Annotated in this window: 27 protein-coding genes; 9 read left to right on the top strand and 18 right to left on the bottom strand. The window is 69.9% G+C overall.

What is annotated here, in order from left to right; translation table 11 throughout:
- Positions 1-3: 3 nt before the first annotated feature.
- The 13 genes from B100_RS0103485 to B100_RS0103425 all read right to left on the bottom strand — a co-directional run bounded on the left by B100_RS0103485 (position 4) and on the right by B100_RS0103425 (position 10,452).
- Positions 4-615, bottom strand: a complete 612-nt coding sequence (locus tag B100_RS0103485) for a hypothetical protein (RefSeq protein ID WP_024883078.1) — start codon at positions 613-615, stop codon at positions 4-6.
- Positions 612-1,928 (bottom strand): hypothetical protein, encoded by a 1,317-nt coding sequence (locus B100_RS0103480; RefSeq protein ID WP_024883077.1) that lies wholly within the window; start codon positions 1,926-1,928, stop codon positions 612-614. Before B100_RS0103480 ends, B100_RS0103485 begins: the two co-directional genes overlap by 4 nt.
- Positions 1,925-3,352 (bottom strand): hypothetical protein, encoded by a 1,428-nt coding sequence (locus tag B100_RS0103475; RefSeq protein ID WP_024883076.1) that lies wholly within the window; start codon positions 3,350-3,352, stop codon positions 1,925-1,927. Before B100_RS0103475 ends, B100_RS0103480 begins: the two co-directional genes overlap by 4 nt.
- Positions 3,349-3,684, bottom strand: coding sequence for a hypothetical protein (locus B100_RS0103470; RefSeq protein WP_024883075.1), 336 nt, complete (start codon positions 3,682-3,684; stop codon positions 3,349-3,351). The genes B100_RS0103475 and B100_RS0103470 overlap by 4 nt, the downstream gene beginning before the upstream one ends.
- 109 nt (positions 3,685-3,793) lie before the next feature.
- Positions 3,794-4,255, bottom strand: a complete 462-nt coding sequence (locus B100_RS0103465) for a pilus assembly protein TadG-related protein (protein ID WP_037722439.1) — start codon at positions 4,253-4,255, stop codon at positions 3,794-3,796.
- Between the two features lie 38 nt (positions 4,256-4,293).
- Complete coding sequence (locus B100_RS0103460) at positions 4,294-4,728, bottom strand: TadE/TadG family type IV pilus assembly protein (protein WP_024883073.1); 435 nt, start codon at positions 4,726-4,728, stop codon at positions 4,294-4,296.
- A complete protein-coding gene (locus tag B100_RS0103455) occupies positions 4,728-5,177 on the bottom strand; it encodes a TadE family protein (RefSeq protein ID WP_024883072.1) in 450 nt (149 codons plus the stop codon). Before B100_RS0103455 ends, B100_RS0103460 begins: the two co-directional genes overlap by 1 nt.
- A 29-nt stretch (positions 5,178-5,206) precedes the next feature.
- Complete coding sequence (locus B100_RS0103450; protein ID WP_006133157.1) at positions 5,207-5,458, bottom strand: hypothetical protein; 252 nt, start codon at positions 5,456-5,458, stop codon at positions 5,207-5,209.
- 85 nt (positions 5,459-5,543) lie between these two features.
- Positions 5,544-6,473: a type II secretion system F family protein gene (locus B100_RS0103445; RefSeq protein WP_024883071.1), complete on the bottom strand. Its 930-nt coding sequence runs from the start codon at positions 6,471-6,473 to the stop codon at positions 5,544-5,546.
- Positions 6,470-7,426: a type II secretion system F family protein gene (locus B100_RS0103440; RefSeq protein WP_024883070.1), complete on the bottom strand. Its 957-nt coding sequence runs from the start codon at positions 7,424-7,426 to the stop codon at positions 6,470-6,472. The genes B100_RS0103445 and B100_RS0103440 overlap by 4 nt, the downstream gene beginning before the upstream one ends.
- A 106-nt stretch (positions 7,427-7,532) precedes the next feature.
- Complete coding sequence (locus B100_RS0103435; RefSeq protein WP_024883069.1) at positions 7,533-8,840, bottom strand: TadA family conjugal transfer-associated ATPase; 1,308 nt, start codon at positions 8,838-8,840, stop codon at positions 7,533-7,535.
- On the bottom strand, positions 8,837-9,703 hold the full coding sequence (locus tag B100_RS0103430; RefSeq protein ID WP_024883068.1) for a hypothetical protein: 867 nt from the start codon (positions 9,701-9,703) through the stop codon (positions 8,837-8,839). Before B100_RS0103430 ends, B100_RS0103435 begins: the two co-directional genes overlap by 4 nt.
- Positions 9,704-9,720: 17 nt before the next feature.
- Positions 9,721-10,452, bottom strand: coding sequence for a hypothetical protein (locus tag B100_RS0103425; RefSeq protein WP_024883067.1), 732 nt, complete (start codon positions 10,450-10,452; stop codon positions 9,721-9,723).
- A gap of 524 nt (positions 10,453-10,976) precedes the next feature.
- Here B100_RS0103425 and B100_RS0103420 point away from each other — a divergent pair.
- The 8 genes from B100_RS0103420 (at position 10,977) to B100_RS0103385 (ending at position 17,724) form a co-directional block, all read left to right on the top strand.
- Positions 10,977-11,852, top strand: coding sequence for a hypothetical protein (locus B100_RS0103420; protein WP_024883066.1), 876 nt, complete (start codon positions 10,977-10,979; stop codon positions 11,850-11,852).
- 278 nt (positions 11,853-12,130) lie between these two features.
- Positions 12,131-12,790, top strand: a complete 660-nt coding sequence (locus B100_RS0103415; protein ID WP_024883065.1) for a hypothetical protein — start codon at positions 12,131-12,133, stop codon at positions 12,788-12,790.
- 155 nt (positions 12,791-12,945) lie between these two features.
- Positions 12,946-13,827, top strand: coding sequence for a hypothetical protein (locus B100_RS0103410; RefSeq protein WP_037722438.1), 882 nt, complete (start codon positions 12,946-12,948; stop codon positions 13,825-13,827).
- Between the two features lie 23 nt (positions 13,828-13,850).
- Entirely contained in the window at positions 13,851-14,150 is a 300-nt protein-coding gene (locus B100_RS0103405) for a hypothetical protein (RefSeq protein WP_024883063.1), read from the top strand.
- A gap of 1 nt (position 14,151) precedes the next feature.
- The gene (locus tag B100_RS0103400; RefSeq protein WP_024883062.1) at positions 14,152-15,369 is read left to right on the top strand and encodes an enoyl-CoA hydratase/isomerase family protein; all 1,218 of its coding nucleotides are present in this window, start codon (positions 14,152-14,154) and stop codon (positions 15,367-15,369) included.
- Positions 15,370-15,404: 35 nt separating this feature from the next.
- On the top strand, positions 15,405-16,322 hold the full coding sequence (locus tag B100_RS0103395; RefSeq protein WP_024883061.1) for a hypothetical protein: 918 nt from the start codon (positions 15,405-15,407) through the stop codon (positions 16,320-16,322).
- Positions 16,323-16,352: 30 nt separating this feature from the next.
- The gene (locus B100_RS0103390) at positions 16,353-17,090 is read left to right on the top strand and encodes a hypothetical protein (protein WP_024883060.1); all 738 of its coding nucleotides are present in this window, start codon (positions 16,353-16,355) and stop codon (positions 17,088-17,090) included.
- 223 nt (positions 17,091-17,313) lie between these two features.
- Positions 17,314-17,724: a hypothetical protein gene (locus B100_RS0103385; protein ID WP_024883059.1), complete on the top strand. Its 411-nt coding sequence runs from the start codon at positions 17,314-17,316 to the stop codon at positions 17,722-17,724.
- A gap of 261 nt (positions 17,725-17,985) precedes the next feature.
- Here the strand turns inward: B100_RS0103385 and B100_RS33620 are convergent, their stop codons facing one another.
- From B100_RS33620 to B100_RS0103355, 5 genes are all read right to left on the bottom strand, one after another.
- The gene (locus B100_RS33620) at positions 17,986-18,855 is read right to left on the bottom strand and encodes a hypothetical protein (RefSeq protein ID WP_158686698.1); all 870 of its coding nucleotides are present in this window, start codon (positions 18,853-18,855) and stop codon (positions 17,986-17,988) included.
- A gap of 49 nt (positions 18,856-18,904) precedes the next feature.
- On the bottom strand, positions 18,905-19,558 hold the full coding sequence (locus tag B100_RS0103370) for a hypothetical protein (RefSeq protein WP_024883058.1): 654 nt from the start codon (positions 19,556-19,558) through the stop codon (positions 18,905-18,907).
- Positions 19,558-20,877, bottom strand: coding sequence for a putative T7SS-secreted protein (locus B100_RS34765; RefSeq protein ID WP_024883057.1), 1,320 nt, complete (start codon positions 20,875-20,877; stop codon positions 19,558-19,560). The genes B100_RS0103370 and B100_RS34765 overlap by 1 nt, the downstream gene beginning before the upstream one ends.
- Positions 20,878-20,879: 2 nt before the next feature.
- Entirely contained in the window at positions 20,880-21,191 is a 312-nt protein-coding gene (locus tag B100_RS0103360) for a hypothetical protein (protein ID WP_024883056.1), read from the bottom strand.
- Between the two features lie 91 nt (positions 21,192-21,282).
- Positions 21,283-21,582: a WXG100 family type VII secretion target gene (locus tag B100_RS0103355; RefSeq protein ID WP_006133193.1), complete on the bottom strand. Its 300-nt coding sequence runs from the start codon at positions 21,580-21,582 to the stop codon at positions 21,283-21,285.
- A 327-nt stretch (positions 21,583-21,909) separates the two neighbouring features.
- On the opposite strand from B100_RS0103355, the gene B100_RS0103350 reads away from it, so the two are divergent.
- A complete protein-coding gene (locus B100_RS0103350) occupies positions 21,910-26,607 on the top strand; it encodes an FtsK/SpoIIIE domain-containing protein (protein WP_024883055.1) in 4,698 nt (1,565 codons plus the stop codon).
- The last annotated feature ends 1 nt before the right edge of the window (position 26,608 follow it).

The raw sequence follows: 26,608 nt of genomic DNA, 5'->3' as shown, positions 1-26,608 counted from the left end.
GGATCACTCCGTCCAGGTGAGCGAGGAGGCGATGGCGTCGAAGAGGCCGGCCATGGCGTCGGCGACGGGTTCCAGCGGCGTCGAGAAGGTGAGCAGCAGGTACTGGGCGGTGCCGGGGACCGGCACGTGGTACTCGACCGAGACGGACGCGCGGTGCCCGTCCTGCCGCTCCCGCTCCGTCGGCCGCGTGGCGGACCGCACCCGTACGGCCGTGCCCGCCGCCAGGTCCTCGACGCTCACCTGCGTGCCGTCGTCGTCCGGTCCGGTATCGCGTGCGAACGCCCGCGCCAGGTCCTGCGGCGGCAGCGGCTCGGGGCCGCGCAGCGGGGCGAGGCTCACCAGCAGCGAGGCCGGGACGGTCAGCGGTCCCGCCTCCTGGAAGCTGAGGTACAGCTCGATGCCGCCGCCCTCGTAGGCCTCGGCGGCCCGACGGCGCAGGTCCGCGCGCATCTCCTCCTTGAGGTGCGGCGCGTCGTCGATGCCCCGGAAGCGGCGCTCCACCAGCGCGTCGACCGACGTGTCCCGCTGCTCGGGGTCGAGCAGGATCCGGAACCACCCGTCGGGCAGCAACAGCTGGTAGTCGGAGGGCGGTTCGGTGTTCTCGGGGCCGGTCATCGTCGGGCCTCCTCAGGCGTCCGCTCCACGGCCGGCCGGTCGAGGACCAGCCGGCCGCGCAGTTCGTGCACGGCGTACGGCACGGCCTGCAGGACGAGACCGAGCACCCCGGCGGCCACCGCGACGGCCCCGGCTCCGGGCGCCGTGTCGGCGACGCGTACGCCCTGGACGACGGAGAAGAGCGAGCCGAAGGCCATGACGGCGGTGGACGACACCCCCGCCGCCGTACCGGGGAAGCGGGCGGCCCGGCGGGCGTCCGCGCCGGTCCGGGGCAGCAGGCCCGTGCCCAGCACGGGCCCCTTGAGCCAGGTCCGCCTGCCGCTGAGGCGCCGTTCGGAGACCGTCAGCCCGGTGGCACGGCACAGCCGCGACCATCCGTCGGCGCCGTTCCCGCCGCCGAACCACAGGTCCCACGGAAGAACCGCCCGCACCTGCTCGCCGGGGCCCCGCAGTTCCACCCCCACGGGGCGGCCGGTCCCGTCGGTCACCCGGACCAGCCGGGTCACCGCGTGCGGGCCGGACCGGGCGAACCAGTACTCCTGGCCCCCCAGGTCACGCAGCACCAGGTCGCGGTCCTGCACCCGCAGCTCGGTGTCCCGCAGGAACCGGACCGTGGCCCCGGCCCCCGGCGCCGGGCTGGGTACGACGCGTTCGACGACCGTCACCCGGCGACGGCCCGCCCGCAGCCGCGTCCAGCCGCGCAGCGCCAGGCGGGCCACAGGCCCGCACAGGGCGGTCAGGGCGAGCAGCAGCACCAGCCAACCGGGCGCGGCGTCGGAGAAGACGACCACGGTGAACGCGGAGAACCACAGCGTCCCGGCGACGGCACGCACGCACCAGTACCACAGCGGGAAGGCAGGCCCGGGCCCGAGGGAGACACCCGAACTCCTCTGCGTCCGGCCGTCGTTCCGGTCGCTCGCGATGTGCAGCGGCACGCCCGCGGCCTTCAGCAGCCCGGCCACGCCGGACCGCTCCAGCAGCTGTTCCCCCCGCACGGAACCCGGCGGGAGCGCGGGCGCCTCCGGCAGCCACTCCTCGACGGCGACACGGGCGACCGGCGCCCCGTGCACATCCAGCAACCGCACCTCGCTCCAGGCTCCGGGGCGGCCCGGCTCCTGCCGTGCGGCGTCCCCGCCCGGCGCGTCGACGAACTCCGCGCGGACGACACCGCCCTCGCCGACGGGGACCCGGCGGGTACGGCCGCGGGCGCGCAGGACGAGCGCGCCGTCCTCCACGGACAGCCGGGACCCGTGACACCGTTCCAGACCGGGACCGCGCCCGCCGGCCGGCCGGAGAACGGGCTCGTCACTCATGGGGTGACCCGGTCCGCCAGCGAGGTCACCGTGCCGTAGGCGCCCTCCGCGCCGGCGACGACACCGGTGGCCGTGGCGCCCGCCCAGACGTTGGTCTGGCCGGTGAAGTTGTTCAGCGCGCTGCTGACCGCGGGGAACTCACGGGCGGCCGGGGCGATGCCGTCGAGCCCGGCGGCCGCCCGGGCGAGGTCCGGGTCCAGCGTGCCCGCGGAGCGCGGGGCGGCCATGCCGCTCAGCCCCTCGCGCCAGCCCTCCCGGGAGAACGCGTTGCGTACGGATTTCACACCGTCGACCGTATCCCGGTACATCGCGGTGGGGCTGAAGCCCTCCTTGATGTTGCTCCAGTTCGGCAGCTTGCCCTTGGGCATGGTGGCCATCGCCCGGGCCGCGTCCTTGCCGCGCACCGACCCCTGCGCACCGCGGTTGGCGAGGTTCCACGCCTTGTTGGTCTTCATGCCGGACCGCACGGCGTTCTTGTAGAGGTTGCTGCGGGCCAGCGCCTTGCTGCCCGCGGCCACCCCCTTGGCGCCGGCCATCGCGGCCCGCCCGAGGCCGAAGGTGGCCACGCCCACGGCGTCCAGGATCACGGACTTCCAGCTGCCCTCACCGCCCAGCGCCAGCACCAGGTCGGTCGCCAGCGCGACGACGCTGGCCGCCAGGGCGACGGCGCCGGCGACGGCGGCGATGGCCTGGCCGATGACCGGGATCCAGCCGAGGGCCAGGGCCGCCACCCCGGCCCACAGGGCGATCCGGCCCGCCCATTTGGAGATCTCCTTGAGCCAGCCGGCGTTCTCGTGGACCCAGTTCTTGAACTTGTCCTTCCAGCCGTCCTTCAGCCCGTCGTTCTCGATGACGTCGTGGATCGCGTCGGCGGCCGCCTGCGCGGCGCGGTCACGGATGCCCTTGGCGGCCTCCAGGGCCTTCTTCGCCGAGGACAGCGCGGAGGTCGCCGCCTTCCGCTGAGCGGTGTGCCGCTTGCGGTCCGGGTCGTCGTCGGGGGCGTCGTCGGGCAGACCGTCGAGGGCCCGGCGCGCGGTCCCCAGGTCCTCGTCGGCCGCCTCGGCGTCCCGCAGCGCCTGGTCGGCCATCTGCTGGGCACGGTGCAGTTCGGAGGCGAACTCGTTGCTGCACACGCCCTCCCGCACCTGGGTGCCGAGCGCCTGCGCGGCCTCGTCGTAGCGCTTGAAGGCCTTGCGGAGCTTGCCGCTCGCCCCCTCGGCGGCACCGCGGAACTCGGTGGCGGTCTTGCCCTTCCAGTTGTCGACCGACGCCAGCGCCTCGATCTCGCGGGCCTCCTTGTCGATGGCCTCGGCGGTCTTGCGCAGCTTGCGTCCGAGCCGGGCGACGGTTTCCGGGTCCCCGGGTATCGGGTCGGCGGACTCGTCGAGTACGGCCCAGCGGTGGGCGGCCGGTCTGGCGGTCATCGGCCCGCTCCCTTCGGCTTGCCGGTGCGTTCGTCGGTGCGCTCGTCCGTGCGCCGGAGGGCCTCGGCGAGCTCGTGGTCGAGCTCCTCGTACGACTGCGCGGCGGTCTTGGTGATGCCGTGCAGCTTCTCCAGCTCCTCGGTGAGCTGCCGGCGGTGGATCTTCCAGTTGCCGGCGAAGGTGTCGAAGGCGTCCAGGATCTTCTCCGAGCCGAGGTCGTCCACGCCGTACCCGTCGGCGGGGTTGGCCCGCTCGGCGAAGGTGTCGCGGATGCGCCCCAGCGCCCGGGCGGTCTCCTTGATCCGTGCGATGTCGGCTTCCTGGTCTCCCACCGTCTCCTCCTTCGCCCGCGCCGCTTCCGCTCCGTACGCCCGGCCCGTACGTCCGCTCCGTCCGCCCGGCCGCGCGACCGTTCCGCGCGCCCGGCCCGTACGGCCGTTCTCAGCCGACCTCGTTCTCCGCGACCGCCTGGCCGTGCACGACCACGTCGCCGCCGTAGAACATCCCCGTGAAGACGGGGGAATAGGTGAGCCGCACCTCGACCTCGACCGCGTCGACGGTCGCCGTGACGCAGTGGGTGCCCGCGATGTCCGCGCCCGACATGTCCATCTCGCGGGCGAAGGCCTTCACGCGGGCGTCGCAGTTCTCGTAGTTGATCGGCGCCGGGCCGCCCTCGTTGTCGTAGAGGGCCTCGCGGTCGATGTCCTGGGCGGCGTACCGGGCCGCCTGTTCCGCGATGTCCGCCGCGCGCTCCCGCTTGGAGATGGACATGCCGCCGTCGATGACGAAGGCCGCCAGCGACAGGAAGACCAGCGCGAAGATGATGACCGCGCCGGCGCCCGAGCCGCGGTCGTCCAGCCGTGCGCCGCGCTGCTCCAGCCAGGCCCGGACGCGCGCGCTCACGCCGCCGGGCACGGGCACGGGTGCGGGTGCGGGTGCCGTCACGCCGTCCTCCGGTACGGGTCGAGCGGCGAGCTGAAGCTCGCGGTCAGGGTGGTCGGGATGTCCAGGCCCAGCATGGCGAGGCCCCGCACCTCACAGCTCACCTGGACGCTGAAGAGGGTGTCCGGCTCGAAGCCGGGGCTGGTCTGGACGACGGTCACCGGGCCCGAGCAGACGTCCTGGAGGTTCGCCTCCGCCGCCGCCCGCGCCTCGGCCATCGCCGTGGCGTGGTCCTTCTGGATCGACCCGGCGCGGGCCGCGTCCCGTGCCGCGCCGTCCAGCGCGCCTCGCCCGTCGACCAGTTGCCCGAAACCCACCAGGACGAGGATGAAGAGGATCATCACCGGCGCGAGGATGACCACCTCGACCGTGGACAGCCCCCGGTCGGCGGTGTCCTGCCCCGTCGCCCGCAGACCCTGGAGGGAACGGCGCATCAGTTCTCCCCCTCCTGCACGAACCGCTCCACCGGGCCCACCGACTGGGCGTGCACCGTGAGGTCCAGGCCCGGGAACACCGTCGGGATGCGGGCGGTGATCTCCACACCGACCGTGTTCTGCTCCGGCTGGAGCATCTTCACGTCCGGGGCGATCACCAGCTGCGGGCCCAGCTGCCGGATGTAGCTGTCCACCACGTCGCGTGCCTCGCCCCGCCAGCCGCCGGGCTCGGCGTCCGCCGTCGCCCGCGCCTTGCGCGCACCCGCCTGCGCCGCCGCCTGCGCGACGTGATCGGCGAAGAAGTACAGCGCGAACTGCACCGTCGCGAAGATCATGAAGAACAGGATCGGCGTGAGGAACACGAACTCGATCGCGGTCATGCCGGAATCGCCGCGGGCGGAGGCGGCCTCCGCCCGTCGGCGTACCCAGCTGCGTACGCGCACCGGCATCCCCGTCGACGTCGAGAAAGTACGTGCGGTCAGCAGGTCTTGCCCGCGTCCGCGCCCTTGATGCAGTCGCCGACCTTGTTGGCGCCCTCGCTGAGCGCGGCGTTGATGATGGCGGCCACCACCCCGACGATCGCCACGACGACGGCCGAGATGATGACCCACTCCACCGCGGAGGCACCGCGGTCCAGTTCGCCGGAGCGCGCCCGCTCGACGCGGGCCCGCATGAAGGTGACCAGGAAGTCGACGGCGGGAATGCCGGTGTGGAAGGTACGTCCGTTCATGACGCGTTGTCCTCTCGAATTCGGTTCACGGAAGTTCTGACGTACGGCGCGCGGTCCGTGGTTCGCGGATCACGGGTCCGGGATCTCACACCTGGAACACCCGCATCGCCGCCGGGAAGATCAGGAACACGAGGAACCCCGCGCACAGCAGCAGCTGCGCCACGAGCATCGACTGGGACTTCTCACCCGCGCTGCCCTCGATCTCGGCGAGTTCGCGGTGCCGCATGGTCTCGGCGCGCGAGGCGAGGGACTCCCGCACCTTCGCGCCGTCGTCGGCGACCAGCGCCAGCGAGGCGGAGAGGTCCTTGAGTTCTTCCACGCCCAGCTCCTCGCCGAGCTGGCCGAGCGCCTGCCACTGGCTGACGCCGGTGATGCGGGCGTCGGCGAGGGCGCTGCGGATGCGCTGTGCCGCCCAGCCGTCGGACACCTCGGCGGCGGCCATCAGCGCCTCCGGCAGACCCCGGCCGCCGGCCAGGCTCATCGACACCAGGTCCAGGTACGCGCCGATCACCCGGCGCAGGTCGCGCCGCTTCTCGGCGGCGTCCCGGCGGACCTCCAGGTCGGGCAGGACGAAGAACAGCACAGCGCACAGCAGCGCCAGCCACACCGGGATGGCCGGGCTGCTGCCGAAGCCGAGCTGCCAGACGATGGCGAACAGGAACGGCCCGAAGAACAGGCCGGCCACCGCCAGCAGCACCTTCGTCGCCAGGAACCTCTCCCAGCTGCGCTCCAGCACGGCCAGGTCGGCCCGCAGCGACCGCTGCTCCCACCCCTGCTGCTGGTAGAACTCGGCCACCTTGAAGCCCACCTGGGCCCGCAACGAGCCGAAGCGTCCGGTCTCCCGCGCGGCCGGCCGCGCGGACTCGTACGCCGAGCCGCGCGCCCGCATCGCGTCGATCCGGGCGACCTGGGAGAGGGCGCTGCGCCGGGTCGGCATCAACGCCCGGACCAGGACGTAGATCCCCAGTCCGACGACCGCGCCGACGACCACCGGCATCGTCAGTCCGTCACTCATCGGCGTACCCCCTCCTCCGGCTGGAACGGCGACGCCTGCGCGGGTGCGGCACCGGGGGTGCGCGGACGCACCAGCCGCACCGACGACTCGTCGCGCACCAGGAAGCGTTCGGGCGTCTCGATCGTGGACAGCTTGCGCAGCCACCAGAAGCCCAGCGCGAACAGCCCGCACACGCAGAGGAGCACGAGCTGGCCGACGGCCGTGCCGTACGGCTCGACGAAGTCGCGGTTGAAGACGGACAGTCCCAGCACGAACGCGACAGACACGGCGACCACGATCTGCACCGAGCGCCGGGTGGAAGCGCGCTGCGCCATCACCCGCTGCCGCATGTCGACCTCCTCGCGCGCCGACTTCGCCAGCGCGCCGAGCACCTGCCGCAGACCGGGTCCGCGCAGCCGGGCGTTGAGGATGAGGGCGGCGACGATGATGTCGGCGGAGGCGTCGTCGATCTCGTCGGCGAGCTGCTGCAGCGCCTCGGGCAGCGGGGTGCGGGCGCGCAGCCGGTCGACCAGCGCGTCCAGGTGCGGGCGCAGCACGGGGGCTGCGGCCCGCGCGGACGCCGGGATGGCCTGTTCCAGGCCCACCGCGCCGGCGATGGTGTCGCGCAGGGACTCCGTCCAGGAGGCGAGGGCCTCCACGCGCCGCATGGCGGCCCGCTCCTCACCGGCGCCGCCGAACAGGCGGTCCCAGAAGAAGACGAGGACGGCGGCGGCGGCGCCGGCCACCGCCCAGCGGGTCAACAACAGCACGGCGAGCCCGACGAGCGCGGCCAGCGAACCGCGCCGGCCGGCGAACCGCAGCAGCTCGTTCGCCCGCTCGCTCGCCTTCTGCTTCTCGTGCTCGGGCTTGGCGGGCAGGCCCCGTACGGCGACGGCGAACAGGGCGAGGCCGCCGCCGACGGCGACGCCGCTGGCGAGGGCGTACAGCACGGTGGTGGAGAACAGTCCGCCCATGGAGCCGAGCGAGCCGAGCGCTGCCAGGTCCGTGGTGGCGGGTCCGGGGGTGGTCACCGGCGCGGTGGAGAGCGTGACGGCGGTCAGAGGCACAGTGGTCATCGGCTCACCCCCACGTTCCGCTGGGGCGGTAGCCGTAGGCCATCAGTTCCTCCAGGCAGGCTATGGGGGCGTGCGCGGTGACCCGGCCGTCGGGCGTCTCCGCGAACACCTCGCTGGACAGCACGCGTCCGTCGACGCCGTTGACCTCGCGCACCGAGGTGACCATGCGCTGGAGGCGGCCGCCGCTCTGGAACTCGTTGCGCCGCTGGATGAAGACGACGAAGTTCACCGCGCCCGCGATGAGCAACTGGCTCGCCTCGATGGGCAGCCTCTCCGAGGCCTGCAGGGCGTACGTGGAGATGCGGTTGAAGACCTCGCTGGAGCTGTTGGCGTGGATCGTGGACAGCGAGCCGTCGTTGCCCTGGGACATCGCGTTCAGCATGGTCACGATCTCGTCGCCGAGCACCTCACCGACGATGACGCGGGAGGGGTTCATACGCAGCGACCGGCGCACCAGCTCCGCCATCGAAATGGCGCCCTGGCCCTCGGAGTTGGGCAGCCGCTCCTCGAACGCGACCACGTTGGGGTGCAGGTCGGGGAAGGTGTCGAGCCCGAGCTCCAGCGCGCGCTCCACGGTGATGAGGCGCTCCTGCGGCGGGATCTCGTTGGCGAGGGCCCGCAGCAGCGTGGTCTTACCGGCGTTGGTCGCGCCGGCGATCATGATGTTCTTGCGGGCGCGGACCGCGCAGGCGAGGAAGTGCCCGAGCTCGGGGGTCAGCGTGCCGTTGCCGACCAGATCGGAGATGAAGACCTTGCCCATGCGGGCCCGGCGGATGGACAGCGCGGGCCGGCGGGCCACGTCCATGACGGCCGACAGACGCGAACCGTCCGGCAGCCGCAGGTCGAGCTGCGGGTTGGCGGAGTCGAAGGGCCGGGAGGACAGACCGGAGTACGCGCCGAGCACCTGGATCAGCTCGATGAGCTCCTCGTCGGTCTCGGCGACCGGCTCGCCACGTGTCTCGCGCCCGTCGGAGTAGCCGACGAACACCTGGTCGCAGCCGTTGATGTCGATGTTCTCGACCTCGGGGTCGTCGAGCAGCGGCTGGAGCCGGCCCACCCCGAACAGCGCCGCGTGCACGGCGGCCGCGTACTGCTCCTCGGTCTCGGCGTCCAGCGGCGTACGGCCCGCGTTGATCTCGGAGCGGGCGTACTCCTCGAGGATCTGGGCTATGACGGCACGGGCGTACTGCCGCTCGTCCTCGGTGGACATCGGCGTGACGCCGTTGACCTGGTCGAGGCGGCGCTGCTCGGCGATCCGGTCACCGGCGTCCTGCCGGAACCGCTTGACCAGGGAGTGGTCGACAGCGGTCATCGCCCGGCTCCGTGACCCTGCGGCGGCTGCCCGGCGTGGGCCTGCTGGGCCTGCGCCTGGGCGGCCCAGGCGGCGCCGTACTGCTGGTACACGTCGGCCGTCACCTTGCGCGCCGAGCGGATCAGCAGCGACTTGTCGAGCCGTCCGCGCCGGCGTCCGGCGAGCTGCTCGGCGCCGGCCGGGTCGTCGGCGAGGGTGCCGACCACGCGGGCGCCGGTCTGGGCGTGCACGAGCATGTCGTTGACCTGGCCGGCCAGCTTGGCGGCGTTGCCCGGGTCGGCGACCAGGACGACGCCGATCACCGGGTTGCTCAGACTCGCGGCGCCGCGCGGGCCGCCGTGCAGCTTGCCGGCCAGCGCGGCCGCCCGGTCCCTCACCCGGGCCAGCGCCTCGGGCTCGGTGCGGGAGATCAGCAGCACCAGGGAGGCGTGCGGGAACAGCTCCGCGGCCGGGGTGTCGCCGCTGATGCGTCCGCAGTCGGCGATGACGTCGGCGGGCGCGTTGGGCGAGTCGGCGAGGGAGGCGAAGGCGTGCCCGAGGGTGGGCCACAGCCCGGCGAGTCCGGCGGCCTGCTCGGCGATGCCGAGTCCGACGAGCACTTCGAGTCCGCCGCTCAACGGCTGGACGTGGTCCCACAGTTGGTCGGGCACGAGGCCGCGCCGCGCGGTGGCGGCGATGGACAGCATGCCGGTGTTGGGGTTGAGCGGGCCGCCGTGCGCGGCGGCGCTGCGGTACACGAGGTCACCGCCCGCCGGGTCGGTCTCGGCGAGCAGCACGCGCCGCGGCCAGACCGCCGCGAGGGCGACGGCCGCGGTCGTGACGCCGGGGGAACCCTTGTCGGCGGCGAGGGCGATGAGGGCCATGGGTGGGGTGCCGCCTTCTAGTTGCCAGGAACGAGGACGAGCGCCACCTCGCCGTTGGAGGCGGCCTGGGTGAGCGCCGCGGCCTGCGCGCTGTCGACGAGGAGCGTCACGGGCCGGTTGCTGCTGCTGACGAGGTCGTCGCCCTTGATCTCCTGGACGTAGTTCACGACCGCCTTGTCCACGATCACGGTGTCGCCGCCGCCGGAGGAGCCGGAGGAACCGCTGTCGCCGTCACCGCTCGACCCGGACCGCGAGGTCCCGCCGACCCGGTACGCGGCCACCGTGGCGCCCGACTTCAGACCGGCCGGGTACTGGCCCTCCTTGAGGGACAGGCCGACGAGGGCCTTCCCGTCCGGGACCTTGGCCTCCGCGCCGAACATCTCGCCGACGGCGACCACACCGCCCGGGATGGTGGTGACGGCCTTCAGCTTCTTCAGGGCGCCGAGCTGCGAGTACTTGACGTAGTGGATGCCGGGGTCCTCGGCGACCATCACCGACGTGGTGTTGCTGTCGGTGACCGCCTGTCCGGCCGGGATCTCCGCGGTGATCTTGACGACCTCGATCCGGTCACCGGCCTGCAGCACGAGCATGGTGGCGCCGAGCGCGCCCACCAGGATCAGCAGCACGGCCAGCGCGGCGAGGGCCGGCTTGCGCTCGCGGGGCGGAGTGGGAAGCCGGTCACCGACCGGCGGTTGAGCCGGAGCCGCGGAACGACCCGCGCCCGCCCCCGTACGCTCCTGGATCTTCACGCAGCCGCTCCCCGTACACCCAAGATGATGTCTGCCAAGTTCCTTGAAATTCCTGACACTTCACCCGCCTCCGCTCGCACGCGGACATGAGGGACGCGTGGGGCGTAGTCGCCCTGATGCGGGCGAATAACCAACGCGTACGTGAGTGTCAAGCCATCGCACCGTATCAGCCGGGCATACGGCCCTCAAGACGGAAGCGACCTCATCCGGCCCGCCGCGCACACCGTTGTTCAGCTGCAATTTCACCGTTGAACGACCCAGTCGGCAGCGGCCCGTGGGGCGGCGCTTCCGCTGTGCGGACGCGAAGCCCCAACTGTGCGTGCTGCCTTGACCGCGAGGCCGCTTCCTCACCCACCGCACACCTCTCCCCTACGAACTGCTCACGAGGGCTGTCGGAGACGCGTGCCATGATCGTCCTCCGGCACGGTGACCGGCCGGTCGCCGAGGGCGACGGACGTCACACCGGTACGGGCGTCGAGGGAAGTCGCCGAGCAGGCAACAAACAGGCACGCAGGGGGTCCAAGGTGACGGAAGCACGGACGGTGACACCGCCGCTCGCCGGTGCGGCATTTGCGGCGGACTCACGCCTGTTGGAGCGGGTCCGTGTTGTCGGGGCGCGTACCGGGGTCGACTACACGGACGACGCGGCGGTGAGTGACCTGCTCGGGCGGCACCGACGCGCCGTCGACCGGGCCGCTCGCGGGCCCGCCGGGTGGATCGGCGGTCTCACCATGACGGCGGGCGCGATCTGGCCCTTCATCGGCCACGCGGTCCCCGCGACGGCAGGCAGGCCGCTGCTCGCCTATGCCCCCGCGGGCCCGCTGCTGGTCCTGGCGGCCGTGTGCCTCACGCTGGCCCGCCTCCGCTGGAAGCGTGCACTGATACACAAGGAGTTGGGGGGTTACCGCGAGGTGCTGGGCCTCGCATGGGCCTACGGCATCGAACCGGCCCACGTTCCGGCGTGGCTGGAGGGCCGCCGGGAGGACGGAGGCGGCAAGGGCGCCACGCCGATACCGAGGTACGCACCGGTGGAGCGGTCCGCCGAAGGCACCGTCACACCTCCGATTGTGACGCCTCCGCCGAAAGAGGCCGCGGTGTCGGAGTACGAGCGTGTCGCCGACCAGGGCGGCTGGCACGACGAGGTGGGCTGGTTGCTGCTGTTCGCCGGCGGGATCGGCGCCGCGGTGGCGGTCAGTTCGGGCGAACCCCTCGGTCTCGCCGCGCTGGCGCTCGTACCCCTCGCCGCCGTCGTCTGGGTCGCGGGCCACCGCCAGGGAAGCCGGAAGGCGGGCCTGCGGCCGGAGGCGGAGGCGTACGCCCGAGCCGTCGTGGCGGCCCGGGCGGCGGGCGCGGATACCCCGGATCTCTCGCCTCAGCTACGGGCGCTGCTCGACGACTGAGCCGGCCCGCCTACCGATTTCCCTCACCGGCGGACCGCACCGGTGCGTCCGGCGGGGTCACGAAGCTCATGGCCCCCTGGAGAGGGACGGCGAGTTCGATCCCGGACACCTTCGCCTCACGTCTTGTGCACCTGTCCGAAGTACGTCCAGGTCCCTCCCGCTTGCCCCCGACCCGCCGGATTCGCGCCGTCCGCGAAACCCTTCGCCCTGGCGAAACCGAAAACCTCACCGATACCGTCATTGCTCTCGACTGCACTTCTGTCTCACGGGGAGTCACTGTGAAGCGCCGCACCTTGCCCACCGCCGCCGCATTCGCCGCCGCGACAGCCTTGCTCCTCACGGCTTGCGGCGGCGGGGACGACGGGTCCTCCAAGGCTGGCGACGAGATCGCGGGTTCCAACACCGGAGACACGGGCAAATCAACGGCACCCAGCGCCACGACCACCGAATCGGTGTCACACCCCAAGGTGACACTGCCCGAGGACGTCACCCACACCTTCGAGGGGTGGCAGACGGGCAACGCATCGAAGGACGCCGTCCTGACCGACGCGTCCCGCCGCATCAACGCACTCGCGTATGCGATCACCCAAGGCAACCCCGATGAACCGGCCCTCGGCTTCTACTACAAGGGCGATGCCCTCGTCGGGGCCGCCGACTGGGTGCAGGAGTTCGTGAAGGCGAAGAAGTCCATGACGGGTGATGTCCGCTACTTCAAGCCGAACGTCGACGTGTACGAGAAGGACAAGGCGACGCTGACGTATTGCTCATTCGAAGGCAAAGCCTACGTCAAGGACAGGAAGACGGGCGAAGCGAAGATCACACCCGTCACCGACAACTCGTACCTCCTCTACTCTACCCGCCTGGAGAAGAACGCCAATGGCGTGTGGCAGACGGCCACGCTCAGCTCCGAGAGGGGTAACGACTCGTGCACTCCGTGAAGGCTCTTCGTCGGGTCTTGCCTGTCGCGGGATTGACCGTCGTGTGTGCTTTTCTCGCCTCTCCCGCACATGCCGACCTGGATATCGGCAGCGGTAACGAAGGGGCCAAGGTCCAGCAGGAGGGCAGGAACAGCGGGAGGACCCTGGAATCCCGGATCACCTTCAGCGGTTCCACCCGCGGCCGTGGCGGCACGACGCCCGGAAGCCTCAAGCCAGTAGGCGACTGGACACCACCGGCTTGCTGGTACGAACCGAGATCCGCGGAGGAGTTCGCACGGTACGTGGAGGACATGTACGAGACCACGGTCAACGCTCCAGGGCAGCACAGCTATGCCAAAACAAGCGCCGGCGTGACCCGACACAAGTACAAGGAAGGCGAGTACGAGGACTACAACCTGGGCAAGAAGGACGAGGGCAACTGGTGGGTCGCTGTCCGGGACCCGGACAGATGGATGGAGCCGGCGGCACAACTCTGTGACGAGGAACCCTTCTGGGTGGAGAACGGAGAAATGCCGGACGTAGAGAACGCGGTCACTCCGCGGGTCTTGGCCGAACTCGCTTACAACCGGGTTCAACTCCCCACGACCGAAGTCACTCTCGCCCCCACGGAGACCACCAAGGTCAACCTCCCGACCTGGACGTGGCTGGACAGGACCACGTTCAAGGACGTATCCGTGACCGCGTCACTGAACGCCGGAGGCGTGAACGTCCAGGCCACCACTACGGCCAAGCCGGTTTCTCTGAGGTTGGACCCGGGCACGGACGACGCCGAAACCTACCCGGCGTCGGGGGAATGCCTGATCAACGACGACGGCTCGATCGGCGAGCCTTACGCCAGGGGTAAGGCCGACCGAACCCCGCCCTGCGGCCTCACCTACCTCCGCTCCTCGGGCAACGACACCTTTCCACTGCAGGCGACCGTCACCTGGGAGATCACGTGGACCGGCACCGGCGGCGTCGGCGGTGAGCTGCCCGACGGCACGTTCGGATCCACCCAGGCCGTCACCGTTCAGGAAATCCAGTCCGTCAACCGCTGACCCTTACGTAAGGCCCCCACGTCATGAGCGACCTGACCCTCGAAGACACCGTCTTCGAAAGCCTGAAGAAGACCTTCTCGTCCATCAGCGACCGCATGGAGGACGCCCGCCGCAGTCTCCGTGGCACGGATGCCTCTGCCGTCGGCGAGAGCGGACTCGTCGAGGACGTGCAGGACTTCGCCGACGAGTGGGGCTACGGCATCAAGCAGCTGGGCAAGCACACGCACGGTGCGGTCAAGATGATCAATACCATCGGCAAGACGTTCGGTGACCTGGACCTGGAGCTCGCGCAGTCCCTCAAATTGAAGAAGAAGGGCAAGTGACGTGACCGGCCCGCAGGCCCCTTACCCGAATATCGGGCGCAACCCGACACCGGGCAGCGTGGAGGACACACGGGAGCTTGCCAAGCGTCTCGGCTCGCTGGCGAGCGAACTGGGCACCGCGGTACGCCAGCTCGAACGGATCGAGTGCGGGGCCTGGAAGGGCAAGACCGCGGTCGCCTTCACCGAGTACGTAGGGCAGGACGTGACTCCCCTCGTCCGCAAAAGCCACGAGTCCTTCGGCAAGGCATCACGCGCCCTCCACCGCTGGTCCAACGAACTCGCGGACTTCCAGGACGAGGCGGCCCGGCTGGACAAGGCCGCCGGCAAAGCCCTTGACGCCAAGGACACGGCCGAGAAAGAGGCCAAGGGCAAAGGCAGCGACGACCTCGCCACGGCCGCCAGTGACGTCGACGAGGTGATCCAGAAAGTTCACGGGCTCGAGGAACGCTACAAGCAGGCCGCCGCGCGTATCGGCAAGGAGTTGGACAAGGCCGCCGACATCGCGCCCAACGAGCCCGGGTTCTGGGACAAACTCGGCCAGAGCATCGCCGACGCGTGGGACGCAACCGGTGACTGGCTCAAGGAGCACGCCGACCTGATCAAGGTGATCGGTGACGTGCTCAGTGACGTCACCGCCGTACTCGGCATGCTCGCGATCGTCACCCTGCCGTTCCCGCCCCTCGCGGCCATCTTCGGCACGGCTGCTCTCATCGGTTCCGGGCTGTCCTTGGCAGCGCACGGCGTCGCGAAGGCGGCCGGGGCGGATGTGAGCTGGCTGCAGGTGGGACTCGACGCGGTGGGCCTGCTGCCGGGGATCGGGCTGTTCGGCAAGGGGATCAAGGTGGTGGGGGCGAGCAAAGCCGCGACCACCGCGAGCAAGCTCGGAAAGGGGTTCACCGCGACCCCCATGGGACCGACCCGGGTCCTCCTGGCCTTTGGCAAAGAGTCATCGGCCATGTCGGGGGGGCTGGGCAAGGCAGGACTCATCAAGATCGGCGGAATGGCCAGCGAGGTGCATCAAGTCGCGCACGCCGGCAGCGGAGCGATGTCTCGTCTCGGAGGACTCGCGTACCAGGGATACCACCAAGGACAGCTCATCGGCACCAAGGGAGCCAATCTCCTGGGGGCAAAGATCGATCCGTTCAGCGCAGGCGGCATGGCTCTCGATGCCGGCCTCAAGGTCGCTCCCAAGATCTACGGACATGTGACCGATGATTGAGATCGCGCCGTCCACGAGAAGAGGAAAGCCCCGAAATGGAACTCTGGCAGCCCGATCCAGGTGAAACTCTCGTCGCCCGCGCGCCCATCAGTTTCGCTACGGGAGCGGCCGCCCCTGTCAGCGGCATGCGATGGTTTCGCGACACCGCGCGGAACGACATCCAGAACGACCTGGAGGGGTGGCCCCCAGGGCCGCTGTACGAGGCTCGCTCGGCGTCGGGATCCACCGCCCGGCAGATCCTCAGAGGTGCGGTCGTGGCGACAGGGATGGCGATCGGCACTTTCCTTTCCATGCACGGAGGAAGGGTCAACGGCACACCAGGTTCGAGTCCGGGCACCGACACTCCCGAGGACCGAGCCGACGAGGTGGACGACTTCCCGGTCATGTGGGCTGCTCCGGACACTGTCGCCCGCACGCTTCCCTGGCAACTCGACCCCGCCCGCGCCCGCACCGACGGTTGCCGGACACATGCAGTCGTCACCGACCGTCGCCTCGTCGTCGTGGGCTTCGACTTCATCAAGGGAGCCCACGACTTCATCCATGACGACTTCCTGTGGGAAGTCCCTCGTACTGCGATCGAGAAGGTCGAGCTTCGCAACTTCAAAACCGGGTTGGACACGAAGATCGTGTTCACCGACGGCTCGTGGTGCAGAGTAAGCAGCCGAGCACGGGAGCGGCTGACCCGATACCTGATCGAGCCTTTGGATTTCATCCCCCTCCGCTCACTCTCACCTGCCCAGCGCAAAACCGCTGAGGAAATCGCCGCGCGTCAGGGACCGGACGCTCAGGCGCCCCTGGTGAAGCGCAACTCCTGCGGTTGTTTCCGCATCGAGGTACTCGCGCCGAGCAAAACGGACGCGACGTTCGGCCATCCGGGCCTGAACAGCCTCATGGACGACGACGGGACCGAAATCCCTATCACTGAATATCACCCGCAGGATTTCCTCACCTGATCCTCCTCCCACCCGAATGGCTCCCGCACCATGCCCACCGCCCCCGGCAGCACACCCGCCCCGCGCCTCAATCCGTCCCCCGACGCCCTCCCCCCTCTGTGGTTCGTCGCCCCTGAGGGCTTTTTCGCCCTCCCGATCGCCGCGACCCCGGAGGAGCGCACGGAACGCGCCCGCTCCTTCGTGCGCGAGCTCTACTCCCGCGGTGACTCGAACATCTGGGAGCCCGCCGCCCCCTACTACGAGGCCATCGCCGAGATGGTGGGTGCCGCCGGCCTCTCCTACGCCGCCATGGGCCTGTTCTCCGCGGCGGACGATGCCACCGACGGCACCCCCCTCACGGACGAACCCGTGAGGCACGAACCCTCCGACGGCGTCGTCCAGTGCGCCTTCACCGTCGGCATCGTCCAGACCGACCACGCCGGCGACGACACGGACGTCGTGGCCCAGGGCATCCTCACCGCGCTCTCCGGCGACCCCTACAACGACGCGGTCTGGCTCGACCTGCCCTGCGGACCGGCGGTGTCCTGCATCAGCGTGCGCGAGTACCTACTCAATCCCGAGATGACCGCGACCGGTGAGGAGACGAAACTCCTCACCGGTCAGATCCAGGTACACGTCCCGTTCCCCACGGGCCCGTACACTGCCGTGTTCACCCTCCACACGGCCTCCATGGAGCACTGGGCGTCGGTGTACCGCCTGATGTCGGCACTCCTGCAGACCGTCTCCTTCACCGATCCCCTCGAAGCCATGCCCGAGGAACCGGCCTGACCGGCGACACAGGAGACCATGGCCCTCTTTGACATGTACCCAAGAGCGCCGAACTCGCCTCCAACGTCAGCCAAGCTCAGCGCCCACACAGACGTGGCCTAGGGCTCATGAATTGTCGACACTGCGTTGAACGTGACAGACAGGGAAGCGAACTCCGCCACCGAGATGGTTACAGCAGAATGAAGGATGGCATGACGGTCACAGCAGTGAAGGAATTCGGACGATGACGAAACCTCGTGAGATCGAGGCAGATGGCCAGAAAGTCCCTTTCCTCTCCTACTGTGTCGCGGGAGTGAAGGTGGCCTTCCTCCTGGCCGTGTTCCGAGTGCTGGCCGGCCCCTTCACCAAGGACATCTTCGGGGAGGAATTGCTACCCATGCCCACCTGGGAATGGTTGGTGTGCTCTGTCACACCAGTGATTCTCATCTGGCTGGCGCGACGCCCGGCCGACTGGGCGACACTGTCCGATGAGCGCATGTTCCTCAGGATCGCGCTGGCGTTCTACCTCCTCTACGCGCTGGCGTTCGCCCTGCTTCAAGGTGAGTGGATGCTTTGGCTAGGGGTGGCCACAAGCCTCGTTGGGCTGTCAGGAATTCGCTATCTCAACCACAGGGGGGCCATGCATAACCGCTGAGCAGACCACAGCCGCATCAACCTTGGCGAGTCAAACCTTGTGACGAAACACCCGCTCCCTTGACGACGGCCGTGATCTTCTTGCCGTCGATCACCGCAGCCCGGGCCGTCCTTCCCAGGATCATGCTGGTCAGCTTGACAGCAACGCGGTTGAGAGAACCTCTGTCCGGCGCCGTCCAGCGCCCTCATGCCACTGAGCCTGAACCTGGTCAGCCCCCTGACGCCCATGCGAGCCCGCCTTAGGACGTAGACGCCGCCCGGGTCACTCGTGCGGCGCCTCCTTGACGACCTGTTCCGCGAAGCGCCACGACCCTCGGTTGCCGACCGCCTCCGCCTTCAGCCCCATTTCCCACGCGATGCGAGCCGCGCGGCCGTGTGAAAGACCGGGAAACTCCCCCGGGGAGATCTTGATGTAGCCACGCCGGTCAGCAGGGTACGTACTCAGCGCCGTCCGCAGCCGCTCTTCCTGTTCGCGCTGTGCACTGCCTGCGACCACGGCCTCTGCAGTGGTCGTCTCGGCACGCGCTCCCCGCCAAGCCATCCACACGACCGAGCCGACGGCTGCTAGTGCGAGCCCCGCAGCGCTGAGGAGTTCCGCTGTGGCGTCAGCCTGCCCCGGCGCCTGTGGCCGGAGATCCGCCTCAGGGTCCTCGATGACTGTCAGCACGTCGCCCACGTCGTAGAGATCCGACGTCGTTTCCATCTCAGGCCCGGGGACACGCGTGCCGTCCTCATGCTGCAGCGTGTAGAGAGAATTACTGCCACTGCGTCCCTGTACGGGAGAGAGCCGCTCACTCACCACCGTAGCGACCACTTGCTCGCCCCGCTGCTGCAACGTGAGATCGTCCCGGGCAATGTCCGCGACCCATACTGACATCGCGGATACAACCACGATGAAGAGCGCCGCATACGAACTGGACTCTCGGGCTCCGAACTTCCTGATGGCAACGATGAGCAGCGCACCGTGCGCCACCCACAGCGGGATCTGAACCGCGGTGCTGGCTTCGGCCGCGAGAACATACATGCTGGTGATCACAGCGAGCACGTAGCAGGTAACGCCTACCGCCAGCCATACAGGCTGCCGCGCCCGCCTGCCCCGGTTCCCGTCGCCGGGTGCTGACACGTCGTTCATGCTCGTTACTCCGTCCTTCTGCCACATGGCTCGCACTACTTCGGAGCCTCTATGCACCCGGCTCCTTCGTGGAGACCGACATCATGATGCCGCTGAGCAGGTCGAGGTACTCGCCCCAGTGGTCGACGTCCTGGGTCATGAAGACGAACAGAGCTGATCCGGGCCCGGTCTTCAACGGCAGATTGAACTGAGCCTGTCGGACAGTGGCAGGAACCGGCTCGTCGATGCCGAAGAGGACCCCGGGGATCAGCAGTTCCTGCTCACGGATACAGAGCGCCGAGATGCCGTACGGCAGCATGACAAGGCCGACCTCGGCATCCGGGTACATGCTGCGCCACTGTTCGGCCGTGCGGGAGGCAGAACCCTTACGGTCCTGGCTCTGCGGCCCGGTCTCCGGTCGCTCGATCATCACGAAGAATGTGCCCTGGGAGAGCTCATCCCTAGGCATGCGGAGCAGGCAGCTCGACACATGCTCGGCACCAGCCGCGACCATGGTTTGGAGGATGTACTCGCTCGACACCACGAGGCTGAGCTTCTGCTCGGCTGTGGCGCCCGGGAAGGACGCATCAGCAACCTCCGCCATGCGCAGGACACGTGCCTGTGAGTCCTCCGCCAGATCGAACTTCATGAACCCCGGAGGCAGCTCGAACCAGAGGTCAGGAGTGTCGTCGACGGCTGCCGTCGAATCGACTGCGGTCGTCATCAGTCCGTCAGCTCCCAGGCGCCCAGGCCAATGGTGCTGCCCACGGCCACAATTCCACCGAACTTGCCGCCGCCCGAACCGGTGACGACGTTACCCACTCCTGTTCCCCAGGTAGCTGCGTCTTGACGACCGACGCTCGTCTCGTAGGTGTTGATGGCGGTGGGCGCCGTCCACGCAAGTTGGGAGGCAGCCTGAACCCCCTCTGTGACCGTCAAGGCTGTGCCGCGCGCCACGCCCAGTTTGGCGGCGGCAGCCATGATCGGTTTGTCGATCACGGCAGCCACAGGATCGGCAGCCTTCATCGCATTCTTCGCCACTGCGGAGCCTGTCTTGATGCCGACCCGGGTACCTGCGGCGACGCCACTCGCCCCGCGTCCCGCCTTGACTCCGGCCAGGATTCCAGCCTTCGCGGCGCCGAAACCAGGCACCATGCCCAGTGCGTCACCGCCGAGCGTGAGCCAGTTGCCGATGTTGGCCCCTGTGGGCGGCCACAGTTGACTCCGGCCGTACTTGGCGGCATGCGCGAAGAAAGCCACGGCGCTCAGTCCGATGGCCAGTGGAGCCAAAGCCGGACAGAAGATGGCCACCACACCGAGCACCGAGGCTGCCACGCCGATCCAGTCCGCGTGCTCCTTGATCCAGTCGCCGACGGCGGAAAGGACATCACCCACCTGCCCCGGCAGGTCGGCCAGCGCCTTGCCGAGATCCTTGATGGCGTCACCGAGCTTGTCCCACATACCGGGCTCGTTCGGCGCGATGTCCATCGCCTTCTTGAGCCTCTCGGCGATGTCCTTGCCGTACTCCCGGTACGCCTTGGCCATGCGGCGGCCCTCGCGGCGAAACTCTTCCAGCTCCTCCTCCTTGGCGTTCACCGCCCGGCCGGCTGCCTTGAGCTTCTCCTCGTGGTCGTCGGCGTCCTTGGCCTCGTCATCGCCGGCGTTCTTGAGCTTGTCCGATTTCTCCCGCGCCTTGCCCAGCTGCTCATCGACGGCGGCCGCACGGGCCTCCAGCCGTACGGCGGCGCCCTGCTTCCTCTCCATGTAGGACGCCCAGTCCTCCAGGGCGGTGGACGCGGCGCCGAAGGAGTCTCGGGCCTCGTCCATACGCGGGCGGAACTCGTCGTCGAACTTCTCCCGGAACGCGTTGGCCGCCTTCCCCTCCCAGTCGCCGACACCGGTCCCGTGCAGAACCTGACAGATCTCGACGAGCGCTTTCGCCGTTCTGCGGACGGTCTTGGCCACGTCGTCGGCCACTGTGTGGTCACCGGGGCAAGGGACGAATCCCAGCGCCGGGAAGTCAGCCGCTTTCGCTTCAGCCATGGCTACTTGCCGCCCCCCTTGCCCGTGCCCCCTCTACGGCCCGCCTCAGCCAGTTCGTGGTCCAGTTCCTCGAAGGACTCCTTCACCTTCAGCAGCGCCTTGGACGCCTTTTCCGAGAACTTGGTCAACTGCTTGATGCCGTAGGACCACTCGTCGCCGAAGTCGTCCATGCGCTTGGCCAGCTCCGGCACTCCCATGGCATCGCCGGTGACCTGTTCCATCTCCCGGCCGGGCTTCTTCATCAGCTCGGCTATGTGGTCCAGGTTGTGCCGGACGCGGTTCAAAGTCGCGTAATCGGCAGACAAGTCACTCATAGTGTCCCCGTTGTTGAGATTGCGTTTCGCTCACGGCGGTGCGGCGGCCCGTGGGACCGCCGCACCGTGAAGAGCTGTTTGTCGGGACGCGTTACTTCCGCGCCGCCTTCGCCAGCTCGTCGTCGATCTGCTCGAACTTGTCCGCCGCCATGGTCAGGTAGTCGCCCATGCCGTCCAGACCGTCCAGCGTGGTCTTCGCGCCGTTGGTGAACTCGTCGAAGTTCTCGTCGAAGGCCTTGGAGGAGCTCTTCGTGACGTAACCGGAGTTGACCAGGTTGTTGATGTACTTGCGGAGGCCGTCCAGCTTCTCCTGAAGCTTTTCCTTCTCCTTCACGACATGCTTGGCAGCCTCCCGCATGTCCTGGTATGTGATGTCAAGGTCTTTGGCCATGAAGCCGCTTCCTCTCGCAACGCCGCAGGGCCAACCCCCGTGGCTCCCTTGTTTGCGGAACTGCCGGCCTGCCGTCGCGCCCCCTGCGGCTCAGGGGCCGCCGTGGCCCACCGGTGTGTCCGTCCGCTCTTGCGGCAGAAGCTTACGGGGGTGAACTCGGCTGCCACATCCCCACCTTGTGAAGGCAACGTTCACAAGTCGTGTGTGCCGTTGCTGCCGGGAATGCGGCCCGCTCCCCGACTGCCTTCGACGGCGGTGGAGCCGATATCGTCGGCGGGACTGTGAGCCGCGGGGTGGAAGCGGCCACAGGGCCTGGGGAGGACAAGCGTGCGCCTGACTCTGACCGTCGTCGATCCGTACGGCGGGGACGCCGCCGATGTCGTACTCGATGCCGATCCCGAGTCGACCGTCGGGGACATCGCGCGCGAGCTCGCCTCGCAGGTCGGGGCCGGCGGCGCCCAGGTCATCCCGATCGGGCACCAGGGGCAGGCGCCCGCCGGGAACGCGCCACTGGTGTACGTCGACGGGTACGCCGTCGACTCCACCGCCACCGTCGTCGGGTCGCCCCTGCGCGACGGGGCCGTCGTGTCCCTCCAGGACCCCTCCGGATGTCTCCCCGGTGAGCCCACCGGGCTCGTCGAGCTGGGCATCGTCGGCGGGCCGGCCGCCGGGTTCGTACACCGGCTCGGCGTCGGACGCTACGACATCGGCAGCGGCAACGCCTCGTACGTCCGGATCGACGACCCCGAGGTCGAGGCCCGCGCGCTGACCCTTTCCGTCGCGACCGACGGCACCTGCCAGGTCGTCGTGCACGGCGACGACGCCGACGTGACCCTCGACGGCAGGCCCATCGCCGAGGCCCAGGAGGACGCCGCGGACGGCGGCGACGACGAGACGGGCGAGACCAAGGACGGCAAGCGCAGGAAGAAGGCCAGGAAAGCCAAGAAGAGGAAGAAGGCGCGCGCGGACGGCGGCGAGACCCCGGCGCGTCGCGGTGAGCGCTTCGACTGGCCGCTCGGTGGTCAGATCGGCCTCGGCAACACCCTGCTGGAGCTGACCCGTTACACCCCGCCCAACGCCGCCCTGAAGTGGTCCGACGACGGCGTCGGCCTCGACTACAACCGGCCGCCCCGCCTTCGCCGGCCGGAGCGGCAGACGAACTTCCGGCTGCCCTCCAAGCCCCGCGAGTACGAAGCCCGGCCGCTGCCCTGGCTCATGGCGCTGACGCCCCTCGTCGGCGCGGTCGTCATGGTGACGATCTTCCAGCGCTGGTACTACCTGATCATGGCGGGGCTCAGCCCCATCCTCCTTTTCGCCAACTACTTCAACGACAAGAAGCACGGGCGCAAGTCCCACGCCAAGCAGGTCGAGGAGTACAAGGAGCAGAAGGAGCGGATCGAGAAGGACGCCCAGGATGCGCTGGTCCAGGAGCGCAACGACCGCCGGCACGCCATCCCCGACCCGGCGACCGTGCTGTCGATGGGCACCGGGCCACGTACCCGGCTGTGGGAGCGGCGGCGCACCGACCGCGACCATCTGCTGCTGCGGTTCGGCACCGGACGCCTGCCGTCCGAGGTGGTGCTCGACGACCCCGAGCAGGACGACCACCGGCGCCAAGTCACCTGGAAGATCGAGGACGCCCCGGTCGCACTGAACCTGCGGGGGCTCGGCGTCATCGGCGTGGCCGGCCCTGGCGACTCGGCGCGGGCTCTGGGGCGGTGGGCCGTCGGCCAGGCCGCCGCGCTGCACAGCCCGATGGACGTGCAGTTCTACGTGCTGAGCGAGAACTCCGCGCAGCCGTCCTGGGACTGGGTGCGGTGGCTGCCGCACGCCCGCCCCTCCGGCGGCCACGACGTGAACGTCCTCATAGGCACCGACGCCGAGACGGTCGGCGCCCGCATCGGCGAGCTGACGCAGATCCTCGACGCCCGTAAGAAGGCCGCCGAGCAGAACCGTTCCCAGGGCACGACGTTCAGCGACCCCGACATCGTGGTCGTGTGGGACGGCTCGCGGCGGCTGCGGTCGCTGCCCGGCGTGGTGCGGCTGCTCCGCGAGGGCCCCTCGGTGTCCATGTACGCCCTGTGCCTGGACGCCGAGGAGCGGTTCCTGCCCGGCGAGTGCCAGGCCTTCGTCGTCGCCGAGCCCCGCCCGGAGGAGCTGGAGCAGCAGCAGGCCGACCGCGCGGCCCAGCCGGCCGTGGCCGGTGGTTTCCCCTCCTTCCAGGCCTGGCACAGCAGCTCCCCGGAGCCCGGCCGCGCCCAGCAGACGCCCGACAAGCTGCGGCTGCGCGTCGAGGAGGCAGGCGCCGAGCGCATCAAGGACGTACGGCCGGACTTCGTCACCCCCGCATGGTGTCTGCGCCTCGCCCGCTCCCTGTCCCCGCTGCGCGACATCAGCGGGGAGACCGAGGACTCGGCGCTGCCCGGGTCCAGCCGGCTGCTGGACGTCCTCCAGCTGGAGCCGCCGACGAGCGACGCGATCGCCGCACGCTGGCGCATGGGCGGGCAGTCGACGCTCGCGGTCATCGGTGAGTCGTACGACGGGCCGTTCGGCATCGACATGCGCAAGGACGGACCGCACGGCCTCATCGCCGGTACGACCGGTTCGGGTAAGTCCGAGCTGCTGCAGACGATCGTCGCGGCCCTGGCCGTCGCCAACACCCCCGAGAACATGACGTTCGTCCTCGTCGACTACAAGGGCGGCTCGGCGTTCAAGGACTGCGTCAAACTCCCGCACACCGTCGGCATGGTGACCGACCTTGACGCCCATCTCGTGGAGCGCGCCCTGGAGTCGCTGGGCGCCGAGCTGAAGCGGCGCGAGCACATCCTGGCCGCCGCCGACGCCAAGGACATCGAGGACTACCAGGACCTGGTGCGGCGCGACCCCTCGCACCCGCCGGTGCCACGGCTGCTCATCGTGATCGACGAGTTCGCCTCGATGGTGCGTGACCTGCCGGACTTCGTCACCGGCCTGGTGAACATCGCCCAGCGAGGACGTTCCCTCGGCATCCACCTGCTGCTCGCCACCCAGCGGCCGAGCGGTGTCGTCTCCCCCGAGATCCGCGCCAACACCAACCTGCGCATCGCGCTGCGGGTGACGGACGCCGGTGAGTCGACGGACGTCATCGACTCCCCGGAGGCCGGGCACATCTCCAAGAGCACGCCCGGCCGTGCCTACGCCCGGCTGGGGCACGCCTCGCTCGTGCCGTTCCAGTCGGGACGGGTCGGCGGCCGGCGGCCCGGCGCCGCGGACCCGGCCGCCCTCGCACCCTGGGTGGGTCCGCTCACCTGGGAGGACCTGGGCCGGGCGGCGCTCACCAAGCCGAAGTCCGAGGCGCGTGAGGACGAGGAGATCACCGACCTGAAGGTGCTGGTCGACGCGGTCCGCGACGCGAACCGCACGCTCGGCATCCCCGCCCAGCACAGCCCGTGGCTGCCCGCCCTGGACGAGACGCTGCTGCTCGACGACGTCGAGGTGCCGGTGTACGCGCCCGCGCCGGGAACGCTGCCGCCGGCGCCGTTCGGTGTCGAGGACCTGCCGTCCGACCAGGCCCGCCGTCCGGTCGTCGTCGACTTCTCCTCCTTCGGTCACCTGATGATCGGCGGTGCCCCGCGCAGCGGCCGGTCGCAGGTGCTGCGCACCATCGCGGGCTCCCTGGCCCGCACCCACTCCGTGGCGGACGTCCACCTGTACGGCATCGACTGCGGCAACGGCGCGCTCAACGCGCTGACCCGGCTGCCGCACTGCGGGGCGGTCGTCGGGCGTAACCAGACCGAGCGGGTGATCCGGCTCGTCAACCGCCTCAAAGGCGAACTGTCGCGCCGCCAGGACCTGTTGGCGGACGCCGGCTTCGCGGACATCGGCGAGCAGCGGGCCGCGGTCGCCGAGGACGAGCGCCTGCCGCACATCGTGGTGCTGCTGGACCGCTGGGAGGGCTGGGTGCCCACGCTCGGCGAGATCGACCACGGCTCGCTGACCGACGAACTGCAGACGATGATGCGGGAGGGCGCGAGCGTCGGCATCCACCTGGTGCTGACCGGCGACCGGACGCTCCTGGTGGGCCGGATCGCGAGCCTCACGGAGGACAAGTACGGTCTGCGGCTGGCCGACCGCAGCGACTTCTCCTCGCTGGGCATCCCCACCCGCAAGGTGCCGGAGGAGATCCCGCCGGGCCGCGCCTTCCGCAACGAGGCCGGTACGGAGACGCAGTTCGCGCTGCTCGCCGAGGACACCACCGGTCAGGGGCAGGCGGCGGCGCTGACCGCCATCGGCGAGGCGGCGGCCGCGCGGGACGCCGAAGTGCCGCGCACGCGGCGGCCGTTCCGGGTGGACAGCCTGCCGAGCCGGATCGCCTTCCCCGAGGCGTGGGAGATGCGCGACCCGGAGGCGTCGCGGTCCAAGTTGTACGGCCTGGCCGGCATCGGCGGTGACGAGATCGTCGGCTTCGGGCCCGATCTCGCCGACGGCGTACCGGCGTTCGTGATCGCGGGTCCGGCCAAGTCGGGCCGCTCCACGGTGCTGATGAACTTCGCCCAGTCGTTCCTGGCGCAGGGGACGCGGCTGGTGATCGCCGCCCCGCGCCAGTCGCCGCTGCGGCAGCTGGACGGTGCGGAGGGTGTGCTGAAGGTGTTCACCGGCGACGACATCGACGAGGACGAGTTCGAGGAGCTGGTCGACGAGGCGTCCCTGGAGGAGCCGATCGCCGTGCTCGTCGACGACGGCGAGATCCTCGAGGACTGCGACGCCGAGAGCCAGTTGAAGAAGTTGGTCTCCCGGGGCTCCGAACGCGGGCTCGCCCTCGTCATCGCCGGTGACGAGGAGGACGTGTGCAGCGGCTTCTCCGGCTGGCAGGTCGACGCGAAGAAGGCGCGGCGGGGCATCCTGCTCTCCCCGCAGGAGACCTCCAGCGGGGACCTCATCGGCGTCCGGCTGTCCCGCGGGACGGTCGGCGGGCAGATCGCCCCGGGCAAGGGCATGCTGCACCTCGGTGACGGCGAGCTGCGGACGGTCGTCGTCCCGGGGTGAG

This window comes from Streptomyces sp. CNH189 (genome assembly GCF_000527195.1).
The sequence above is the reverse complement of the archived record's forward strand: the minus strand, read 5'-3'. Positions and strand labels throughout refer to the sequence as shown.